The organism is Seonamhaeicola sp. (genome assembly GCF_028281565.1).
GTDB lineage: Bacteria > Bacteroidota > Bacteroidia > Flavobacteriales > Flavobacteriaceae > Seonamhaeicola.
On sequence record NZ_JANQJQ010000006.1, the window covers coordinates 1 to 16,538 of the forward strand.

General features: G+C 36.0%; 17 protein-coding genes. 13 read left to right on the forward strand and 4 right to left on the reverse strand.

Annotated elements, in window-relative coordinates; genetic code table 11:
* Positions 1–110: 110 nt before the first annotated feature.
* The 12 genes from Q0983_RS01880 (at position 111) to Q0983_RS01935 (ending at position 10,890) form a co-directional block, all read left to right on the forward strand.
* Positions 111–611, forward strand: coding sequence for a F0F1 ATP synthase subunit B (locus Q0983_RS01880; RefSeq protein ID WP_299547911.1), 501 nt, complete (start codon positions 111–113; stop codon positions 609–611).
* A gap of 7 nt (positions 612–618) precedes the next feature.
* Entirely contained in the window at positions 619–1,155 is a 537-nt protein-coding gene (gene atpH, locus Q0983_RS01885; protein WP_299547914.1) for an ATP synthase F1 subunit delta, read from the forward strand.
* A gap of 57 nt (positions 1,156–1,212) precedes the next feature.
* Complete coding sequence (gene atpA, locus Q0983_RS01890; RefSeq protein ID WP_299547917.1) at positions 1,213–2,793, forward strand: F0F1 ATP synthase subunit alpha; 1,581 nt, start codon at positions 1,213–1,215, stop codon at positions 2,791–2,793.
* Between the two features lie 91 nt (positions 2,794–2,884).
* Positions 2,885–3,745, forward strand: a complete 861-nt coding sequence (gene atpG / locus Q0983_RS01895) for an ATP synthase F1 subunit gamma (RefSeq protein ID WP_299547920.1) — start codon at positions 2,885–2,887, stop codon at positions 3,743–3,745.
* A 144-nt stretch (positions 3,746–3,889) separates the two neighbouring features.
* Positions 3,890–5,350: an oligosaccharide flippase family protein gene (locus tag Q0983_RS01900; RefSeq protein WP_299547923.1), complete on the forward strand. Its 1,461-nt coding sequence runs from the start codon at positions 3,890–3,892 to the stop codon at positions 5,348–5,350.
* Position 5,351: 1 nt separating this feature from the next.
* Entirely contained in the window at positions 5,352–5,786 is a 435-nt protein-coding gene (gene dut / locus Q0983_RS01905) for a dUTP diphosphatase (protein ID WP_299547926.1), read from the forward strand.
* A 36-nt stretch (positions 5,787–5,822) separates the two neighbouring features.
* Positions 5,823–6,137 carry a GIY-YIG nuclease family protein gene (locus tag Q0983_RS01910; RefSeq protein WP_299547928.1) on the forward strand — a complete coding sequence of 105 codons (315 nt, stop codon included), beginning with the start codon at positions 5,823–5,825 and terminating at the stop codon, positions 6,135–6,137.
* Between the two features lie 39 nt (positions 6,138–6,176).
* The gene (locus Q0983_RS01915) at positions 6,177–7,196 is read left to right on the forward strand and encodes a sugar phosphate nucleotidyltransferase (RefSeq protein WP_299547931.1); all 1,020 of its coding nucleotides are present in this window, start codon (positions 6,177–6,179) and stop codon (positions 7,194–7,196) included.
* A 14-nt stretch (positions 7,197–7,210) separates the two neighbouring features.
* Positions 7,211–7,528, forward strand: a complete 318-nt coding sequence (locus Q0983_RS01920) for an antibiotic biosynthesis monooxygenase (protein ID WP_299547933.1) — start codon at positions 7,211–7,213, stop codon at positions 7,526–7,528.
* Positions 7,518–8,894 carry a tetratricopeptide repeat protein gene (locus Q0983_RS01925; protein WP_299547936.1) on the forward strand — a complete coding sequence of 459 codons (1,377 nt, stop codon included), beginning with the start codon at positions 7,518–7,520 and terminating at the stop codon, positions 8,892–8,894. Before Q0983_RS01920 ends, Q0983_RS01925 begins: the two co-directional genes overlap by 11 nt.
* A complete protein-coding gene (locus Q0983_RS01930) occupies positions 8,894–9,661 on the forward strand; it encodes a DUF4292 domain-containing protein (protein ID WP_299547939.1) in 768 nt (255 codons plus the stop codon). Before Q0983_RS01925 ends, Q0983_RS01930 begins: the two co-directional genes overlap by 1 nt.
* Complete coding sequence (locus Q0983_RS01935) at positions 9,661–10,890, forward strand: peptidoglycan DD-metalloendopeptidase family protein (protein WP_299547942.1); 1,230 nt, start codon at positions 9,661–9,663, stop codon at positions 10,888–10,890. The genes Q0983_RS01930 and Q0983_RS01935 overlap by 1 nt, the downstream gene beginning before the upstream one ends.
* Positions 10,891–10,955: 65 nt before the next feature.
* On the opposite strand, the gene Q0983_RS01940 is transcribed toward Q0983_RS01935, so the two are convergent.
* From Q0983_RS01940 to Q0983_RS01950, 3 genes are all read right to left on the reverse strand, one after another.
* Complete coding sequence (locus tag Q0983_RS01940; protein WP_299547944.1) at positions 10,956–11,171, reverse strand: DUF6515 family protein; 216 nt, start codon at positions 11,169–11,171, stop codon at positions 10,956–10,958.
* A gap of 153 nt (positions 11,172–11,324) precedes the next feature.
* Positions 11,325–11,834, reverse strand: coding sequence for an acyl-CoA thioesterase (locus Q0983_RS01945; RefSeq protein ID WP_299547946.1), 510 nt, complete (start codon positions 11,832–11,834; stop codon positions 11,325–11,327).
* An 84-nt stretch (positions 11,835–11,918) separates the two neighbouring features.
* Entirely contained in the window at positions 11,919–13,268 is a 1,350-nt protein-coding gene (locus tag Q0983_RS01950; protein WP_366140980.1) for an SPOR domain-containing protein, read from the reverse strand.
* Positions 13,269–13,445: 177 nt separating this feature from the next.
* Between Q0983_RS01950 and dprA the strand changes: the two genes are divergently transcribed.
* Positions 13,446–14,549 (forward strand): DNA-processing protein DprA, encoded by a 1,104-nt coding sequence (gene dprA / locus Q0983_RS01955; protein ID WP_299547949.1) that lies wholly within the window; start codon positions 13,446–13,448, stop codon positions 14,547–14,549.
* 18 nt (positions 14,550–14,567) lie between these two features.
* Here the strand turns inward: dprA and Q0983_RS01960 are convergent, their stop codons facing one another.
* Positions 14,568–16,490, reverse strand: coding sequence for an FN3 associated domain-containing protein (locus Q0983_RS01960; protein ID WP_299547952.1), 1,923 nt, complete (start codon positions 16,488–16,490; stop codon positions 14,568–14,570).
* Positions 16,491–16,538: the final 48 nt, after the last annotated feature.

Here is a 16,538-nt window from a genome sequence, read left to right on the forward strand (position 1 = left end):
CTGCATTATTTGCTGCATAATCTTAAGAGACCAAAAAAAGGTACAGTTGTAACGGTTGGTTGCAGCTGTACTTTTCTAAAAATTAATTAAGATATAATACTATATATATTATGGAGAAGTTATTAGGAGAATTTTCAATCGGATTGTTTTTTTGGCAAACAGTATTATTCCTTGCGCTTTTATTCTTACTTAGAAAATTTGCGTGGAAACCAATATTAAATGCAGTAAACGAAAGAGAAGATGGTATTAGAACAGCTCTTGAATCAGCAGAGAATGCTAAAAAAGAGATGGAAAACCTTCAAGCTGATAACGAAAAGCTATTAAAAGAAGCCAGGGCTGAAAGAGAAGCAATGCTAAAAGAAGCTCGTGAGATCAAAAATAAAATGATTGACGATGCGAAAGAAGAAGCAAAAGAAGAAGCTGGAAAATTAATAGCAGCGGCTCAAGCCTCTATTGAAACCGAAAAGAAAGCGGCTATTGCTGAGCTTAAATCTCAAGTAGCAAACTTATCTATAGAGATTGCTGAAAAAGTAGTACGTGACGAACTGTCTAACAAAGAAAAGCAAGTTAAACTTGTAGAGTCTATGTTAGGTGAGGCAACCTTAAATTAAGCTAATAATGGCAGGAACAAGAGCAGCAATACGTTACGCAAAGGCAGCACTTAGTTTAGCAAGTGATCAAAATACAGCAGAAACTGTAAATAAAGATATGATCGCTATCGCCAACACTATTGCTGAAAGTGAAGAACTAGATCAAGTACTTAAAAGTTCAGTGGTAAAAACTGAAGTTAAAAAAGCAGTACTGGATAAAATATTTCCTGGGCTTAACAAGATTAGTTCAGATTTGTTTGACGTATTAATCGCAAATAAAAGAATAGATATTCTAGGTGCTGTAGCGACAAAATATACGGTATTGTTTGATGAACTTAGTGGCAAGGAAGTAGCACAAGTTACTACAGCTATTCCAATGACAGAAGATTTAGAGATCAAGGTTTTGGCAAAAGTTAAAGAACTTACCAGTAAATCTGTAGAACTAGAAAACATTGTAGACGAAAGTATTTTAGGAGGCTTTATTCTACGTATTGGTGATAAGCAATACAATGCAAGTGTTGCCAATAAATTAAATAAGTTAAAAAGAGAATTTTCATTAAATTAAAAACAGTTAGAGTAGGTGGCTAACATCTAATATCTAACATCTAATATCTAAATAAAGATGGCAGAAGTAAAACCAGCTGAAGTATCAGCGATTCTAAAACAACAACTAGCAGGATTTGAAGCTACTGCTTCATTAGATGAAGTAGGAACGGTGTTAACTGTTGGTGATGGTATTGCACGTGTTTATGGATTATCTAATGCGCAATATGGAGAATTAGTTGAATTTGAAAACGGCCTTGAAGGTATTGTACTAAACCTTGAAGAAGATAATGTTGGTGTGGTATTATTAGGTCCTTCAAAGGAAATTAAAGAAGGAGCTACAGTAAAGCGTACCGAGCGTATTGCTTCTATTAAGGTAGGAGAAGAAATGGTTGGACGTGTTGTTGATACACTTGGTAACCCAATTGATGGTAAAGGGCCTATTGGAGGCGACCTTTACGAAATGCCTTTAGAGCGTAAAGCGCCTGGGGTTATTTTCCGTCAACCGGTAAATGAGCCATTACAAACAGGTATTAAATCTGTTGATGCCATGATCCCGATCGGGCGTGGACAACGTGAGTTGGTAATTGGTGACCGTCAGACAGGTAAAACAACGGTTTGTATTGATACCATCTTAAATCAAAAAGAGTTTTACGATGCAGGTGAGCCTGTATTCTGCATCTATGTGGCTGTTGGGCAAAAAGCTTCAACAGTAGCAAACATTGCTAAAACCTTAGAAGATAAAGGAGCCTTAGCTTATACTGTAATTGTAGCTGCAAACGCATCTGACCCTGCACCAATGCAGGTATATGCACCATTCGCAGGAGCTGCTATCGGTGAATACTTTAGAGATACGGGTCGTCCGGCTTTAATTATCTATGATGATTTATCAAAACAAGCGGTAGCTTACCGTGAGGTATCCTTATTATTACGTCGTCCACCGGGACGTGAGGCGTATCCTGGAGACGTTTTCTACTTACACTCAAGATTATTAGAGCGTGCTGCAAAAGTGATTGATGACGACAGTATTGCACAAAACATGAACGACCTTCCTGAACCTTTAAAACCAATGGTAAAAGGAGGCGGTTCATTAACAGCTTTACCAATTATTGAAACACAGGCGGGTGACGTATCAGCCTATATTCCAACAAACGTAATTTCGATTACAGACGGACAGATATTCTTGGAGTCAGATTTATTTAACTCAGGTGTACGTCCTGCAATTAACGTAGGTATCTCAGTATCTCGTGTAGGTGGTTCGGCTCAGATCAAATCCATGAAGAAAGTAGCCGGTACATTAAAATTAGACCAGGCACAGTTCCGTGAGTTAGAAGCATTCGCTAAGTTTGGATCAGACCTTGACGCGGCTACATTGAACGTAATTGAAAAAGGTAAACGTAACGTTGAGATCTTAAAACAAGCTCAAAACGATCCATATACCGTAGAAGATCAAGTCGCAATCATCTATGCCGGTTCTAAAAACTTGTTAAGAGATGTTCCTGTTGATAAAGTAAAAGAATTCGAAAGAGATTTTATCGAGTTTTTAAATGCGAAACACAGAGGTGTTTTAGACACATTAAAAGCAGGTAAATTAACTGACGAGGTTACGGACACTTTAACAAGCGTTTGTAAAGATTTGGCAGGAAAGTATAAAGCTTAGTCAAAGCAGTGTCATCCTGAACTTGTTTCAGGATCTCATAATTTAGTTCAAAATAGATTCTGAAATAAATTCAGAATGACAAAAAGAGATTATGGCGAATCTTAAAGAAATACGTAACAGAATATCATCGGTATCTTCTACCATGCAGATTACCAGTGCCATGAAAATGGTATCGGCTGCAAAATTAAAGAAGGCACAGGATGCTATCACTGCCATGCGTCCTTATGCGGATAAATTAACAGAGCTTTTACAAGGTTTAAGTGCCACTTTAGATGCTGATTCCGGAAGTAAATATGCAGCACAACGCGAAGTCAATAAAGTACTTATTGTTGCTATAACGTCTAACAGAGGATTATGTGGTGCGTTTAACTCTAACATTGTTAAGGAAGTTACCAGGTTAACAAATGAAACATATGCTGATCAGGAAGTATCCTACCTTGCCATTGGAAAAAAAGCAAATGATGCATTCAAAAAATCTGAAAAAGTAATTGCTAATCACAGTGAGGTTTTTGATGATTTAACCTTTGATAATGTTGCTGAAATAGCACAGTACCTAATGGATAAATTTGTTGAAGGTGAGTTTGATAAAATTGAATTGGTTTACAACAGGTTTAAAAATGCGGCTACGCAAATAGTCACTACGGAGCAATTTTTACCAATTGTCCCTGTTGAAGGTGAAGCCAATACGAATGCCGACTATATTTTTGAACCTTCAAAAGCAGAGATCGTTGAGCAATTAATTCCTAAGTCTTTAAAAACGCAGTTATATAAAGGTGTAAGAGATTCTTTTGCCAGTGAACATGGGGCGCGTATGACTGCCATGCACAAAGCAACTGATAACGCAACCGAGCTAAGGGATCAATTGAAATTAACTTACAACAAAGCACGTCAGGCAGCTATTACCAATGAGATCCTTGAGATTGTTGGTGGTGCGGAAGCATTGAATAACTAATTGCCATGCTGAACTTTTTTCAGCATCTCAAATATATAAGCCTTACCATTTTGGTAAGGTTTTTTTATGCAATCAATCTATACTTTAAACCGTTTGTTTTACGTTAGCTAAAAACGTATTTTTAGCCTTATTAACAGTTGGTCATTGAGTGCACTCAAAACATTATTCAAGCAAACATTTATTTATGGTTTAGCTACAGTGCTTCCAAGAATGTTAAGCTTTTTATTAGTGCCTTTATATACTTCAGAAGGCGTGCTTTCTTCCGTTGCCGAATATGGTGAAGTCTCTGTTATCTTTTCTTATTTTGTTCTGTTCAACGTGATTCTTGCCTATGGCATGGAAACGGCCTTTTTCAGGTTCTTTAATAAAGAAGATGATAAAAATCGTGTTATAGGCACATCGACTATTTCTTTGGTACTGTCATCTGTTGCGTTTTTTATCATCGCTTTACTATGTCAGGAGCATATAGCCTCACTAATCAATATTCATGTAAAATATATTAATCTGGTCATCTGGATTTTATTGTTAGATGCCCTGGTTATCATTCCTTTTGCCTGGTTAAGAGCTACACAAAGACCCATTCAATATGCGGTTATCAAAATTTTAAATGTTGCTATTAACCTGGGACTGAATCTGTTCTTCCTTCTGGCTTTAAAGGGCTTAGCCGCAAAGTCATCTGTTTTCGAAAGTATTTACAAACCGGACTTTGAGATCAACTATATTTTTATTTCAAATTTAGTGGCCAGTGCTGTTACGTTGGCATTAATGCTGCCATTCTATTTTAAAGTCAATTACAGGTTTAACCGCGATTTATGGAAACGCATGATGCAATATGCTTTACCGGTGCTCATTGCGGGTATAGCATTTTCAATTAATGAAACTTTCGATAGGATTTTGTTAGATTATCTTTTACCCCAAGACATTGCTAAGACCCATATCGGTATGTATTCCGCTTGTTATAAATTAGCCTTGTTTATGACCTTATTTGCAACGGCTTACAGGCTGGGGATAGAGCCTTTCTTTTTTAGTCATGCCAATAGTGAGAACCCACAAAAGAATTACGCCCGGATATTAGAGTTTTTTGTAGCCTTGGGGGCTGTTATTTTGTTAAGTGTAGTAGTATTTGCAGATATTTTAAAACCGATCATTGTTAGGAGTGAAGCCTATTGGGAAGCTATGTGGGTGGTTCCAATAATTCTTTTAGCTAATTTCTGTTTGGGGATTTATCACAACCTGTCAGTTTGGTATAAAATAACCGATAGAACCAGGTTTGGAGCTTATATTTCAATAATTGGTGCGGTAGTTACGCTCATTATTAACTTTGCGTTTATAAAGATGTATAGCTATAAAGCTTCGGCTATTGCTACATTAGTTGCATACGCTTCCATGATGTTATTATCTTACTATTTCGGAAGGAAGCACTACCCTATTCCCTATAACTTAAAAAAGATTGGATTATACCTACTATTATCAATAGCGTTCTCAGGACTTTCGTTCTACCAATTTAGAGGGAATTATATTATTGGAATTTCCATGTTAATTGTATTTTTGGGCGTTATTTCGTTTTCCGAAAAGCATCAGATCAAACAATTATTAAAAAGATAACATGCAGATAAAAATCATTAATAGATCAAGTCATAATTTGCCACACTATGAAACCATAGCTTCAGCGGGAATGGATCTCAGGGCAAACATTGAGGAACCCGTAACATTAAAACCGTTAGAAAGGACCGTAGTAAAAACAGGTTTGTTCATTGAGCTGCCTATTGGATGCGAAGCTCAGGTGCGCCCCAGGAGTGGTTTGGCAGCCAAAAAAGGGATTACAGTGTTAAATGCTCCCGGAACAGTAGATGCCGATTATAGAGGCGAAATAGGTGTGATTTTAGTAAACCTTTCTAATGAGGATTTTACAATTGAAAATGGCGAACGTATAGCCCAATTAGTCATTGCAAAACACGAACGAGCTGAATGGGATGATGTGGAAGTGTTGTCTGAAACCTCCAGAGGTGCTGGCGGTTTTGGAAGTACCGGTACGAAATAAAATTCCTGTGAAAACAGGAATCTCTTTGTAGAAAGTATGAAACATTGGTATGTCTACATTATGACAAATAAACCCAACGGCGTTTTATACATTGGGGTAACTGATAATATTGAAGAAAGAGTAAAAGAGCACAAGTTAAAAGTATATCCGAAATCTTTTACTGCAAAATATAATTGTGACAAGCTTGTTTATTTTGAAGAATTTGAAAACGGGAATGACGCAGAAATAAGAGAAAGGCAATTTAAAAAGTGGAAAAAAGATTGGAAGATTCAATTGATTGAAGATATGAACCCTGGTTGGGTTGATTTATCAGAAAATTGGAATTTAAATTATAGTAAATTAAGAAAGTAAAGTTTAACTTTAAAAGATACCCGCTTTCGCGGGCTGTATATGAAAATAATAGTACCTATGGCGGGACGTGGTTCCCGTTTAAGACCGCACAGTTTAACTGTACCAAAACCTTTAATTCCGGTAGCAGGACAACCTATTGTACATCGTTTGGTAAAAGATATTGCCAAAGTTTTGAAACAACCTGTTGATGAGGTAGCCTTTGTATTAGGAGATCCGGCATGGTTTGGAGATGATGTGGTTAAAAGTTTAGAAGCACTGGCCGAAAGTTTAGGTGCCAAAGCCTCTATTTATCGTCAGGATAAACCACTTGGAACGGGGCATGCTATCATGTGTGCAAAACCATCATTGTCAGGGCCGGCAGTAATTGCATATGCAGATACGTTAATACGGGCTGAATTTGATCTGGACCCTATAGCGGATAGTGTTATATGGACCAAGCAAGTTAACAACCCTGAAGCTTACGGCGTTGTAAAACTAAATGGAAATAATGACATAGTGGAGTTGGTTGAAAAACCACAAACTTTTGTCAGTGATCAGGCAGTAATTGGTATTTACTATTTTAAAGATGTTACTGTTTTAAAAGACAAATTACAGGAAGTCCTTGATGAAAACGTTATGAATGGTGGTGAATACCAAATTAATGATGGTATTAAACGTATGATGGCTGAAGGCAAAGTGTTTAAAACCGGTACTGTGGATGAATGGATGGATTGCGGTAATAAAGCCATTACGGTGGAAACCAATGGCAAGATGCTCGACTTTTTAAAAGCAGACGGAGATGAACAGCTAGTAGCATCATCGGTAACGTTGGATAACTCTAAAATTATTGAACCGTGTTTTGTGGGCGAAAACGTCACGCTCAGAAATACAACTATTGGCCCGCATGTATCTATTGGTAATGGCACTATTATTGAAGATTCAACTGTTAAAAACAGCTTAATTCAAACCAATACATCAATTAAAAATGCTAATTTAGAGAATGCTATGATTGGTAATAATGTTAAATACGATGGTAATTTTACAAGTATCAGTATTGGCGATTACTCTGTTTTAGAATAAAATGTGATACATATATGTATATTGTAATGTACTCTTTTAAAGTAAAACCTGAGCAAGAGGGAACTTTTTTAGAGTCCTGGAGAGCGTTAACTAAATTAATTTATAAATACGAAGGGAGTTTAGGCTCAAGACTACATAAGAAAGAGTCACTACATTATATAGCTTATGCACAGTGGCCTGATAAATTAAGTTTTGATAATTCGGGCAGCGAATTACCGCTTGAAGCAAATAAATATAGAGACTTAATGAGATCTTCATGCGAAGACACTAAAGTCATACATAAGTTTGAAGTTGTAGAAGATTTGTTAATGCAAAAACAGCATGATTTATAACCTGGTTCGTAACTATATCTGCTTTATAATTGTTCTTTTCGGAATAGTATTTATTCCTAAGGCTACTTATGCCCAGGTGGATTTTAACAAAACCCCGGAAGATGATCTGGGGATTGTTGAGGATAAATTCCAGGAGCATTTTTATGAAGCTTTAAAGCAAAAAGGCATTGAGAACTACGAAAGAGCCGTAGAAGCCTTTTTAAAGTGTATAGCATTAGATGAATCGGTTCCCGTTTTATATTTTGAATTAGGTAAAAGCTATGACAAGCTTAAAAATTTTGGAGCCGCGGAAGACGCTTTTAAGAAAGCTATCAATAAAGACCCGGATAATGAGTGGTTTTTAGACGAATTGTACGGGTTTTATGTTTCGCAAAAGGATTATGACAAAGCCATAAAAACGGTTAAACAATTAGTTGAATACCATCCGGATTACAAAGAAGATCTGGCATCGCTTTATGTGAGAATGAAAAAGTATAATGATGCCTTAAAGATTTTGGATGCGTTAGATGCAGAACATGGTATTTCAATGTCAAGAGATTTAATGCGCAATAGAATTTATGAGCTTACCGGAAAGAAAAAGGATCAGATTAAAAACCTTGAAAAGCGTGTTGATGATAACCCCGAAAAAGAATCAAATTACTTAGCACTTATTTATAGATACAGTGAGAATAATCAAAAAAAGAAAGCTTTCGAAACGGCTAAGGAACTTTTAAAGATCAACCCCACCTCACATAAAGTTCATTTAGCACTCTATAAGTTTTATTTGGATGACAATGCTACAGAAAAGGCTATCGAGTCTATGAAAATTGTAGTAAAGAGCAGTCAAATAAAACCGGAGGCTAAACTTAAAGTGCTTACGGATTTTGTAAAGTTTGTTGGTGAAAATCCGCAGTACGAAACAGATCTGGTGGAAGCAACGGCTTTGGTTGAAGGTACCAATAACAGTAAAACACTTATTGAATTAGGGCAATATTATCTGGCTAAAAATAATAAAGCTAAAGCTTTGGAAAATTTTGAAGCAGCCTTAAAAATGGAACCTGATAATTTTGGCGTTTTAAAAAATGTCATGCTTCTGTATTTGGATTTAAAACAGTTTGATCTGGCTAATGAAAAAAGTTCTAAAGCATTGGAAAATTACCCATCGCAACCATTGCTGTATTTAATAAATGGTGTTTCGTTTAACGAATTAAATCAACCACAAAAAGCGGTTGATGTTTTAGAAATTGGTTTGGATTATATCATTGACGACACAAAAATGGAATCGGATTTTTACAGCCAATTAAGTAAGGCCTATTCGCTTTTAGGCAATACAACTAAGGCTAAAACGTTTAGTGATAAGGCAAAACAATTACAAAATACAAATTAATGCAAGTTCGTACCCAGATCTTAATAGTGTCACTTATCCTCGTACTGTTTAGTTGTAGATCAGCAAAAACAGTTACCGGTGGTGAGGCTAATTATAATTTATCTTCAAGGCAATTGATCAAGGAAAACTCAAAAAAAAGCCCTAATTATAAGACACTAAAATCCACACTTAAAATAACCTATGACGATGGTAAAAACTCACAAAGTCATTCTGTAAGTTTCAGGGCAAAAAAGGATGAAACTTTATGGATGAGCGCTACTTTTTCAGTGGTTAAAGCTTTAGTGACACCGGATAAAGTGAGTTTTTATAATAAGTTGGATAACACTTATTTTGAAGGTGATTATGATTATTTAAGCGATTTGTTAGGTACTGAGTTAGACTTTCAAAAGGTTCAGAATTTGTTGTTGGGAGACGCCATTTTCGATTTAAAAGAGGATCATTATAAAGTTTCTGTTGATGATGGTTCCTATATCCTTCAACCTAAAAAACAACGAGACCTTTTTGAAATTTTCTTTTTGTTAGATCCTTCACTTTTTAAAGTTAAATCGCAACAAATATCACAGCCAAAAGAATTAAGGCATTTGCAAATAGATTATTTATCACACCAGGAAGTTGACGAACAAATTCTCCCGGAAAAAGTAAAAGTAATAGCTGTGGAGGCCAATGAAGAACTCATTATTGGCTTAGAGTTTAAAAACGTAACGCTAAATGAAGAGTTGAGATTTCCGTTTAAAATTCCATCAGGTTTTAAAGAGATAAAGCTTTAATGACTTTAAAGATTACTTCATATAAAATAATACTTCTAATTACCCTTTTGTTTAGTGGTTCTTTGGCATTTTCACAAAGCAATAAGCAGAAAGAATTAGAAACCAGGAGGCAGGAACTTAGGCGTGAAATACAGAAAATAAGCCAGTTAAGAGCTCAGGATAGATCGAAAGAACGATCGGAATTAACCTTAATTGAAGAGTATAATTACAAAATTAGTGTGTTGGATAATCTGATTAAGGTTACCAATCAACAAGCCAATTATCTAAACAGGGAAATCAATTCGAATCAAAAGAAAATAACCGATTTAAGAAACGAATTAAAACAGCTTAAAGAGGATTACGCCGCTATGGTTGTGAAGTCCTATAAAAGTAAAAATCAGCATAGCAGGATTATGTTTTTGCTCTCCTCTACAGATTTTAAACAGGCCTATAAGAGGTTGCAGTATATAAAGCAATATTCAAACCATCAACGCCAGCAAGGAGAAACTATCAAAGCTAAAACCCTTGAATTGCAAGAACTCAATAAAGGCTTATTAAAACAACAGGAAGAAAAAAAGAAGCTTATCGCTGAAAACAGGGTGACTCAAAGGTCATTGGAAGCCGAGCGCAAACAGCATGAAAGTTTGATGGCGTCTATAAGAAAGAACTTGTCAAAATACACTTCCCAAATAAAACAAAAACAACGGGAAGCTGCCCGGATAGACAGAGAGATAGATAGAATTATTAAAGCAGCTATTGCAGAATCTAATAAAAATGTTGGTAAACCTGCTTCCTCAACAACTTTTGCTTTAACACCGGCTGAAAAGGTATTAGCCTCTAATTTTGTGGCCAATAAAGGCAGATTACCCTGGCCGGTTGAACGCGGTAGGGTTAGTTTAAGGTACGGGCGTCAGCCATCACAAATAGACAGAACATTAACCATTAACAGCAGCGGTGTTCGCATATCTACTAACAAAGGCGCCAAAGCATTTGCCGTATTTAATGGTGAAGTCAGCGGGATTGTTAAAATGAGAAACCTGCCACCTATGGTTATGATTCGTCATGGTAACTACATTACAATATACAAGAACCTATCTAAGATCTATGTTAAAAAAGGCGATAAGGTAACTACCAGACAAGCCATTGGAGAAGTTTTCACAAATTCGTCAAATGGCGAAACTGTTTTAGGGTTTGTAATTTCAAAAGGGGTAAACAAGGAAAATCCGGCTAACTGGATCGATAAAATGTGACACACCGTGTCATCCTGAATTCATTTCAGGATCTCATCAATTTTCAGGTATTGTGTTGTCTATAATTACACTCTAACCACAACAAAACCTCTTCTGGTCTTTTTGTAGTGTTTTCCATTCCAGAAATAATAACGTTTTCCTTTTACTGTTACAATTTTGTAATGTCTTGGTGGTGTTTCTACAACGGTAACCTTGGCAACAGGCCTTCTGGTCACATGCGTTGCACAAGATGATAAGTTAAATAATAGAAAGGCTGAAATTAAAATAATAAAAGGTCTCATAGCAATATAAATTTGGGTTTATAACGCTATTAAGACTTTAAAAGAAACAAAAGGTTTAAATGCGGTTGTCATTCTGTATGGTAAGAACGGAATGAAAAATCTCAAATTCATTTACAAGGAGAGATTCTTCGCAATGCTCAGAATGACAAAGAATTACTCAAACAATGCTTTTAATTCGGTAGCTTCATCGGGCTTAATTTTTCCTGCCAACAGTAAACTTAGTTGTTTTCGTCTTAAAGCGGCATCAAAGCGTTCTTTTTCAAGATCGGTCTCGGGAATAATTTCAGGGATGCCAATGGGGCGTCCGGTTTCATCAACAGCCACAAAGGTGTAAATAGCTTCGTTAGCCTTCGTTTTTTCCCCGGACTCGCGGTCTTCTATCCATACGTCAATAAACACTTCCATGGAGGTTCTAAAAGCTCTTGAGACTTTAGCTTCAACGGTAACCACACTTCCTAACGGAACAGCCCTGGTAAAGGCCACATGGTTAACAGAAGCGGTTACAACAATCCGTCTGCTATGACGTCTGGCAGCAATACTGGCGGCTCTGTCCATTCTTGCCAAAAGTTCACCACCAAATAAATTATTAAGCGGATTGGTTTCACCAGGTAAAACCATATCGGTGAGTATCGTTTTAGATTGCTCCGGTGTTTTTGCTTTCATTACGGATGATTTAATGACTGCAAAGGTACTATGCTTTTAAGGATTTAAGAAAGAAAATGAATTGAATATATTAGTTGAAAAAGATTAATTCTCAACTTTTACAACAGCCATTTTAAGGTTATAGGATAGGTTCTTTTCTGTAGACAACGACCTTTTTGCTACTTCCAGATCATTGAACCTTTCATGATAGATATAGTATTTACCACTATTAGTGTCAAAAAAATACCCTGCTTTATTCATGCCTTTAGAGGCTAAATACGTTAAAAAAGCATCTCTTTGTTCTATGGTTGGATAAGCCGCCAAAACAGAATAATAACCACTTTCAATGGTCTTAACATCATTGATGATTTGAATGATATTAGGACTTTCATTAAAATTGAATTCGTTAGCAGCTAAAAGGTCGCCAATTCCCGAAATGGTAGTTTCTTTTATTTCAGAAGCTTTAATTTGATTTTCCGGATTTTTCTTTGAAAGCGATGTTACTGTTTTTTTAAAAGAGCCAGTTCCGGATTCGACTTTTAACCAGGCATCTTTATTATGCGTTTTTTTGACAGTTCTTAGGGCCTGCAGTGCTTCTATTCTATCTTCGTAGCTACCGTATACCACTTCATGCAAACCGTATTTGTTAACACCCAATTTCCTGGCTTTAAAACCTTCTGCTTTAAGCTGTTTTATTTTTTTGGTGCAATTTTCTTCCACCCTGAATGCTCCGGCAACCACATGATATTTACCGGTCTGTTTGGTAACATTTAAAGTAATAGCCGGTAACGGATTAAGATTAAATGTAGCCTGTTGTATTTGACTTTCTAATTGTTGTGTGGCTTCTTCCTGGGCTAATTGATTATGGGTTTTAATATTGTTGACATGGTACTTGGAAGCTGCAAAACCACCTAAAGTAAGCGCTATTAAGGCAACAGCAGCATATCTTAAATAAGGTCTGGCCTTGCGCTTTTCGGTAGTAATAGCAATAGGAACCACTTTTTCTATGTCTTCAACTTCTTTCTTGTAAACCTCTCTGTTAACAGAAGGCGATACAAACTGAGACAACCCAAACGAGTCAGTTAAATAGTTAAGGTGGTAGGTAGGCTCAAACAAAATTTTACCTTCATTGTTTAAAACAATGTCTCCAATATTTTTAAACGTCAGGGTTTCGCCCTGAGTCAAATAAGATTTCAATATTTTAACCCGCTTAGCCACTTTTTTATTAGCTACTTCAAAGGGAATTTTCTCAATATCAGCAATATAATGCGCCAACAATCCGTCATTTTTTTGAATTTGCTCATTAAAAGACACGCTTTTACTTGGGGCATAAAATGTGTTGGTTGCATTGTCAATGGAGGCCGATACGCGCTGGGTTAAAAAAGCCCCAAACTCAGGTATAGTAACGCATTCGTATCGGTATAGTAAGTCGCTTATATAGGTTTCAAGTTGCATAAAAACAAAGTTAAAAAAATATGTTTCTCATGAAAATTTCGACTTAACTATTTATTAACAAACGAGCTTGCCTCAATTATTCAGGTTTAAACTATGTTTTTAGGTATCTTCTGAAGTTTAAATTATCAATTATGGATTAAAAATGCTTTTTTTGTAGTTTAAAACTGACTTTATAGAATGACCGAAAATGATTTGCTTTATACTTTAGCGTTACAACATGTATCGAATATTGGCGATATTACTGCTAAAAGACTCATTTCTTTTTGTGGTTCCGCAGAAGCGGTTTTAAAAGAGAAAAGACGAAACTTAATTAAAATTGATGGCATTGGGCAAATCATTTTAGAGGATATTCATAACCCTAAACATTTAAAAGCAGCCGAAGCGGAAATTCATTTCATAAAAAAGCACGCCATTAGAGTCTCTTATTTTAAAAGTGAAAGCTATCCGGAGAAATTGAAACATTGCATTGACGGTCCTATTTTGTTGTTCCAGTCGGGGAATATAAATTTAAAGGATCAGAGAATAATCAGTATTGTAGGAGCCCGAAAAATTACCACCAATGGTATTGCTTTTTGCAATAGTTTAGTAGAGCAACTGACACCCTACAACCCGGTAATTGTTTCCGGTTTTGCTTACGGAACCGATATTACTGCACATAAAGCAGCATTAAAAAATAGCCTCCAAACCATTGGGTGCTTAGCGCATGGACTGAATCAAATTTATCCGAAAGCACACAAAAGATATATGGCAGACGTTGAAAAAAAAGGCGGGTTTTTCTCCGATTTTTGGAGTACCGATGTTTTTGATAGAAATAATTTCTTAAAACGAAATAGAATCATTGCAGGTTTAAGTGAGGCTACCATTGTTATTGAATCAGCCGAAAAAGGGGGAAGTTTGGTAACTGCGGACATTGCTAATTCTTATAATAGAGAAGTTTTTGCGGTTCCCGGTCGCATTACCGACAGCCAGAGTGTAGGATGTAATAACTTAATAAAACATCAAAAGGCGTTCATGCTTTCCAACCCTTTGGATGTTCCGTATATATTAGATTGGAAATTGGAGGAAGAAAACAAACCTGCCATTCAAAAACAGTTATTTGTTGAACTGGATACCACCGAAAAACAGATTTATAGTTACCTTAAGGAAAACAGCAAACAACAACTGGATGTTATTGCCATTAATTGCAACTTACCAATATTTAAAGTGTCAAGTGCCTTATTAAATATGGAACTAAAGGGCGTAGTAAGACCTTTGCCGGGAAAGCTGTTTGAGTTAGTTTAAAACTAATGATAACTACAATTAGTAAAAAAATAACTGATCTACATAAAGTTTTTCCTTTTTAAAAGGGATCGCAATAATTTTATAAAACCTGTATTCGGCTTTGGGAATTTTAACAACAACGCTTCTATAGCTGCCTTCTTTTTCTTTATTGATTTTTCGGTAAGTCCTTTTTACTTGTTTAATTAATTTTAAACTGTCTTTATGATATCCTGCCCATACCTCTAATGACTCCAGAGGCTCTTTCTTTTGCCAATAGTTAATACCATAGCTAAAAACAATTTCTTTAATTTTTGGAGAGCTTTCCTCAAAATAAGCGGTAGCATTTAAAGGCTTTTGTTTATTGAAAGTAGCCCAATATGCGGATGACCTAATATCATTGCTATTACCAATATTATTATCTGTTAAAATGATTCCAGCCTCTCCAATAAATTCACTTTGGATACCTTGATAAACCAGTTCAAACTTTTCCGGCAAATACCCTTTGTCAAAAAATTTATAAGTCTTTACTGGACTTGGGAGCCAATTCTTTTTTAAGGCTATGGTTTTTATTGGTAACTTACTTTTTAAATCGATTTTTATCGGATTTTTATAGAGAAGAGAGGAGTCATTCGGTTCAGTACCGTCTGTAGTATATCGTATTTCTACTTCGGGCATTTTGTGACCTAACACGATATAGTCGTCCTTGGAAATAACCGTACTTTTGCTCAGTAATCTGGGGGGAGTTAATGTTAGTTTGTTTTCGGAGTCCTGAAATCCGGTTTCAAAATAAATCTCGGGAAATGTCGTTTTTAATACTTTAATTTCTTCTTCATTAATGGTCGTATTCCATATGAATGCACGACTAAGCTTTGGCAAAACTTTAATTATATCGCTTATATTGGAATCGACTTGAGTACCCGACAAAGATAGCGTTCGCAAATTGGAACAGGTCTTTAAACTTTCCAAATCCTCAGTTTTCAGATCTGTAAAATTTAAAATTAATTCCTCCAGGTTTGTCATAGTACCTATAAACTCCATAGAACCCTTATCAATAGGTAAAAAGGACAGGTTTAATGAGACTATTTGTTTTTTTATTTTGGACAGGTCAGTAAGTAACTCTGGTGCATATGTTTGTTTTCCATGAATAACGACCTCTATAGCTGGAGATGAAGGCGATTTTTGAATCACCGTTCTATAAGGATTTTTTAATGCATCAACATCTTTTTTACGGGCAAAATCAAAATTATAGGCTAGTGTTTTCTTTTGTGTTTTTCTTTCCAAGTGTTTTGATACTTCCAATCCCAAGGTGTCATTTTCCGGTAGTTGAACCAGACTTATGTTTTCGTTGGCGCCATTTTTAATCCATAAACTTAGCAGCCTGATTTCTTCTTTAGTCAGTTGTTTTTTCCCTTCTGGAGGCATATGCTCTTTATGCTCCAGCGGTAAATGTACACGTCTTAATAAAGCACTTTCTTCCGTTGAGCCGGCAGTCCAGAGAGCTCCATGCTTTCCTCCGGACACCATAGTATTAAAGGAGGTCATATCCAGTTCCCCCTTTTGTTTTTCGGGATTGTGACAGCCTACACATTTTGCATCAAGAATGGGTTTAACAAATCCCAGAAATATTGGAGTTTCCTGAGTTATCTCAACAACTTTTACTTTTTTTAAAGGTTCGGTTATAAAGTTGGTTCCATGAGTTAATCCCGCACCATAATGCCCGGCAAAAATGACTCCAATAAAACCAATATAAAGCACAGTTTTAAAAACGCGCTCTTTTTTGATAAATACCAACCCATAGATAAAAAAGCTTATAGCAACGCCTATCCATTTGTGTAGCGTCATTAAATTGGTAGCATCTCCTTCCATGGAAAGAAATAAACCCATAATGCAAGCCAGAACAGTGGTAAAGGCAGTAAATAAAACTAAAAACCGATTTATCTTTTCGAACGAATTTGAGTCCATCTGATTTTTAAGAAAATTCAGGACAACCAGCAATACAATAAAAGCAAT

What these genes read in the sequence shown, in the direction of transcription:
- Q0983_RS01880 (WP_299547911.1), top strand. Translation starts at nt 111, where the DNA reads ATGGAGAAGTTATTAGGAGAATTTTCAATCGGATTGTTTTTTTGGCAA.
- atpH (WP_299547914.1), top strand. Translation starts at nt 619, where the DNA reads ATGGCAGGAACAAGAGCAGCAATACGTTACGCAAAGGCAGCACTTAGT.
- atpA (WP_299547917.1), top strand. Translation starts at nt 1,213, where the DNA reads ATGGCAGAAGTAAAACCAGCTGAAGTATCAGCGATTCTAAAACAACAA.
- atpG (WP_299547920.1), top strand. Translation starts at nt 2,885, where the DNA reads ATGGCGAATCTTAAAGAAATACGTAACAGAATATCATCGGTATCTTCT.
- dut (WP_299547926.1), top strand. Translation starts at nt 5,352, where the DNA reads ATGCAGATAAAAATCATTAATAGATCAAGTCATAATTTGCCACACTAT.
- Q0983_RS01910 (WP_299547928.1), top strand. Translation starts at nt 5,823, where the DNA reads ATGAAACATTGGTATGTCTACATTATGACAAATAAACCCAACGGCGTT.
- Q0983_RS01915 (WP_299547931.1), top strand. Translation starts at nt 6,177, where the DNA reads ATGAAAATAATAGTACCTATGGCGGGACGTGGTTCCCGTTTAAGACCG.
- Q0983_RS01920 (WP_299547933.1), top strand. Translation starts at nt 7,211, where the DNA reads ATGTATATTGTAATGTACTCTTTTAAAGTAAAACCTGAGCAAGAGGGA.
- Q0983_RS01925 (WP_299547936.1), top strand. Translation starts at nt 7,518, where the DNA reads ATGATTTATAACCTGGTTCGTAACTATATCTGCTTTATAATTGTTCTT.
- Q0983_RS01930 (WP_299547939.1), top strand. Translation starts at nt 8,894, where the DNA reads ATGCAAGTTCGTACCCAGATCTTAATAGTGTCACTTATCCTCGTACTG.
- Q0983_RS01935 (WP_299547942.1), top strand. Translation starts at nt 9,661, where the DNA reads ATGACTTTAAAGATTACTTCATATAAAATAATACTTCTAATTACCCTT.
- Q0983_RS01940 (WP_299547944.1), bottom strand. Translation starts at nt 11,171, where the DNA reads ATGAGACCTTTTATTATTTTAATTTCAGCCTTTCTATTATTTAACTTA.
- Q0983_RS01945 (WP_299547946.1), bottom strand. Translation starts at nt 11,834, where the DNA reads ATGAAAGCAAAAACACCGGAGCAATCTAAAACGATACTCACCGATATG.
- Q0983_RS01950 (WP_366140980.1), bottom strand. Translation starts at nt 13,268, where the DNA reads ATGCAACTTGAAACCTATATAAGCGACTTACTATACCGATACGAATGC.
- dprA (WP_299547949.1), top strand. Translation starts at nt 13,446, where the DNA reads ATGACCGAAAATGATTTGCTTTATACTTTAGCGTTACAACATGTATCG.
- Q0983_RS01960 (WP_299547952.1), bottom strand. Translation starts at nt 16,490, where the DNA reads ATGGACTCAAATTCGTTCGAAAAGATAAATCGGTTTTTAGTTTTATTT.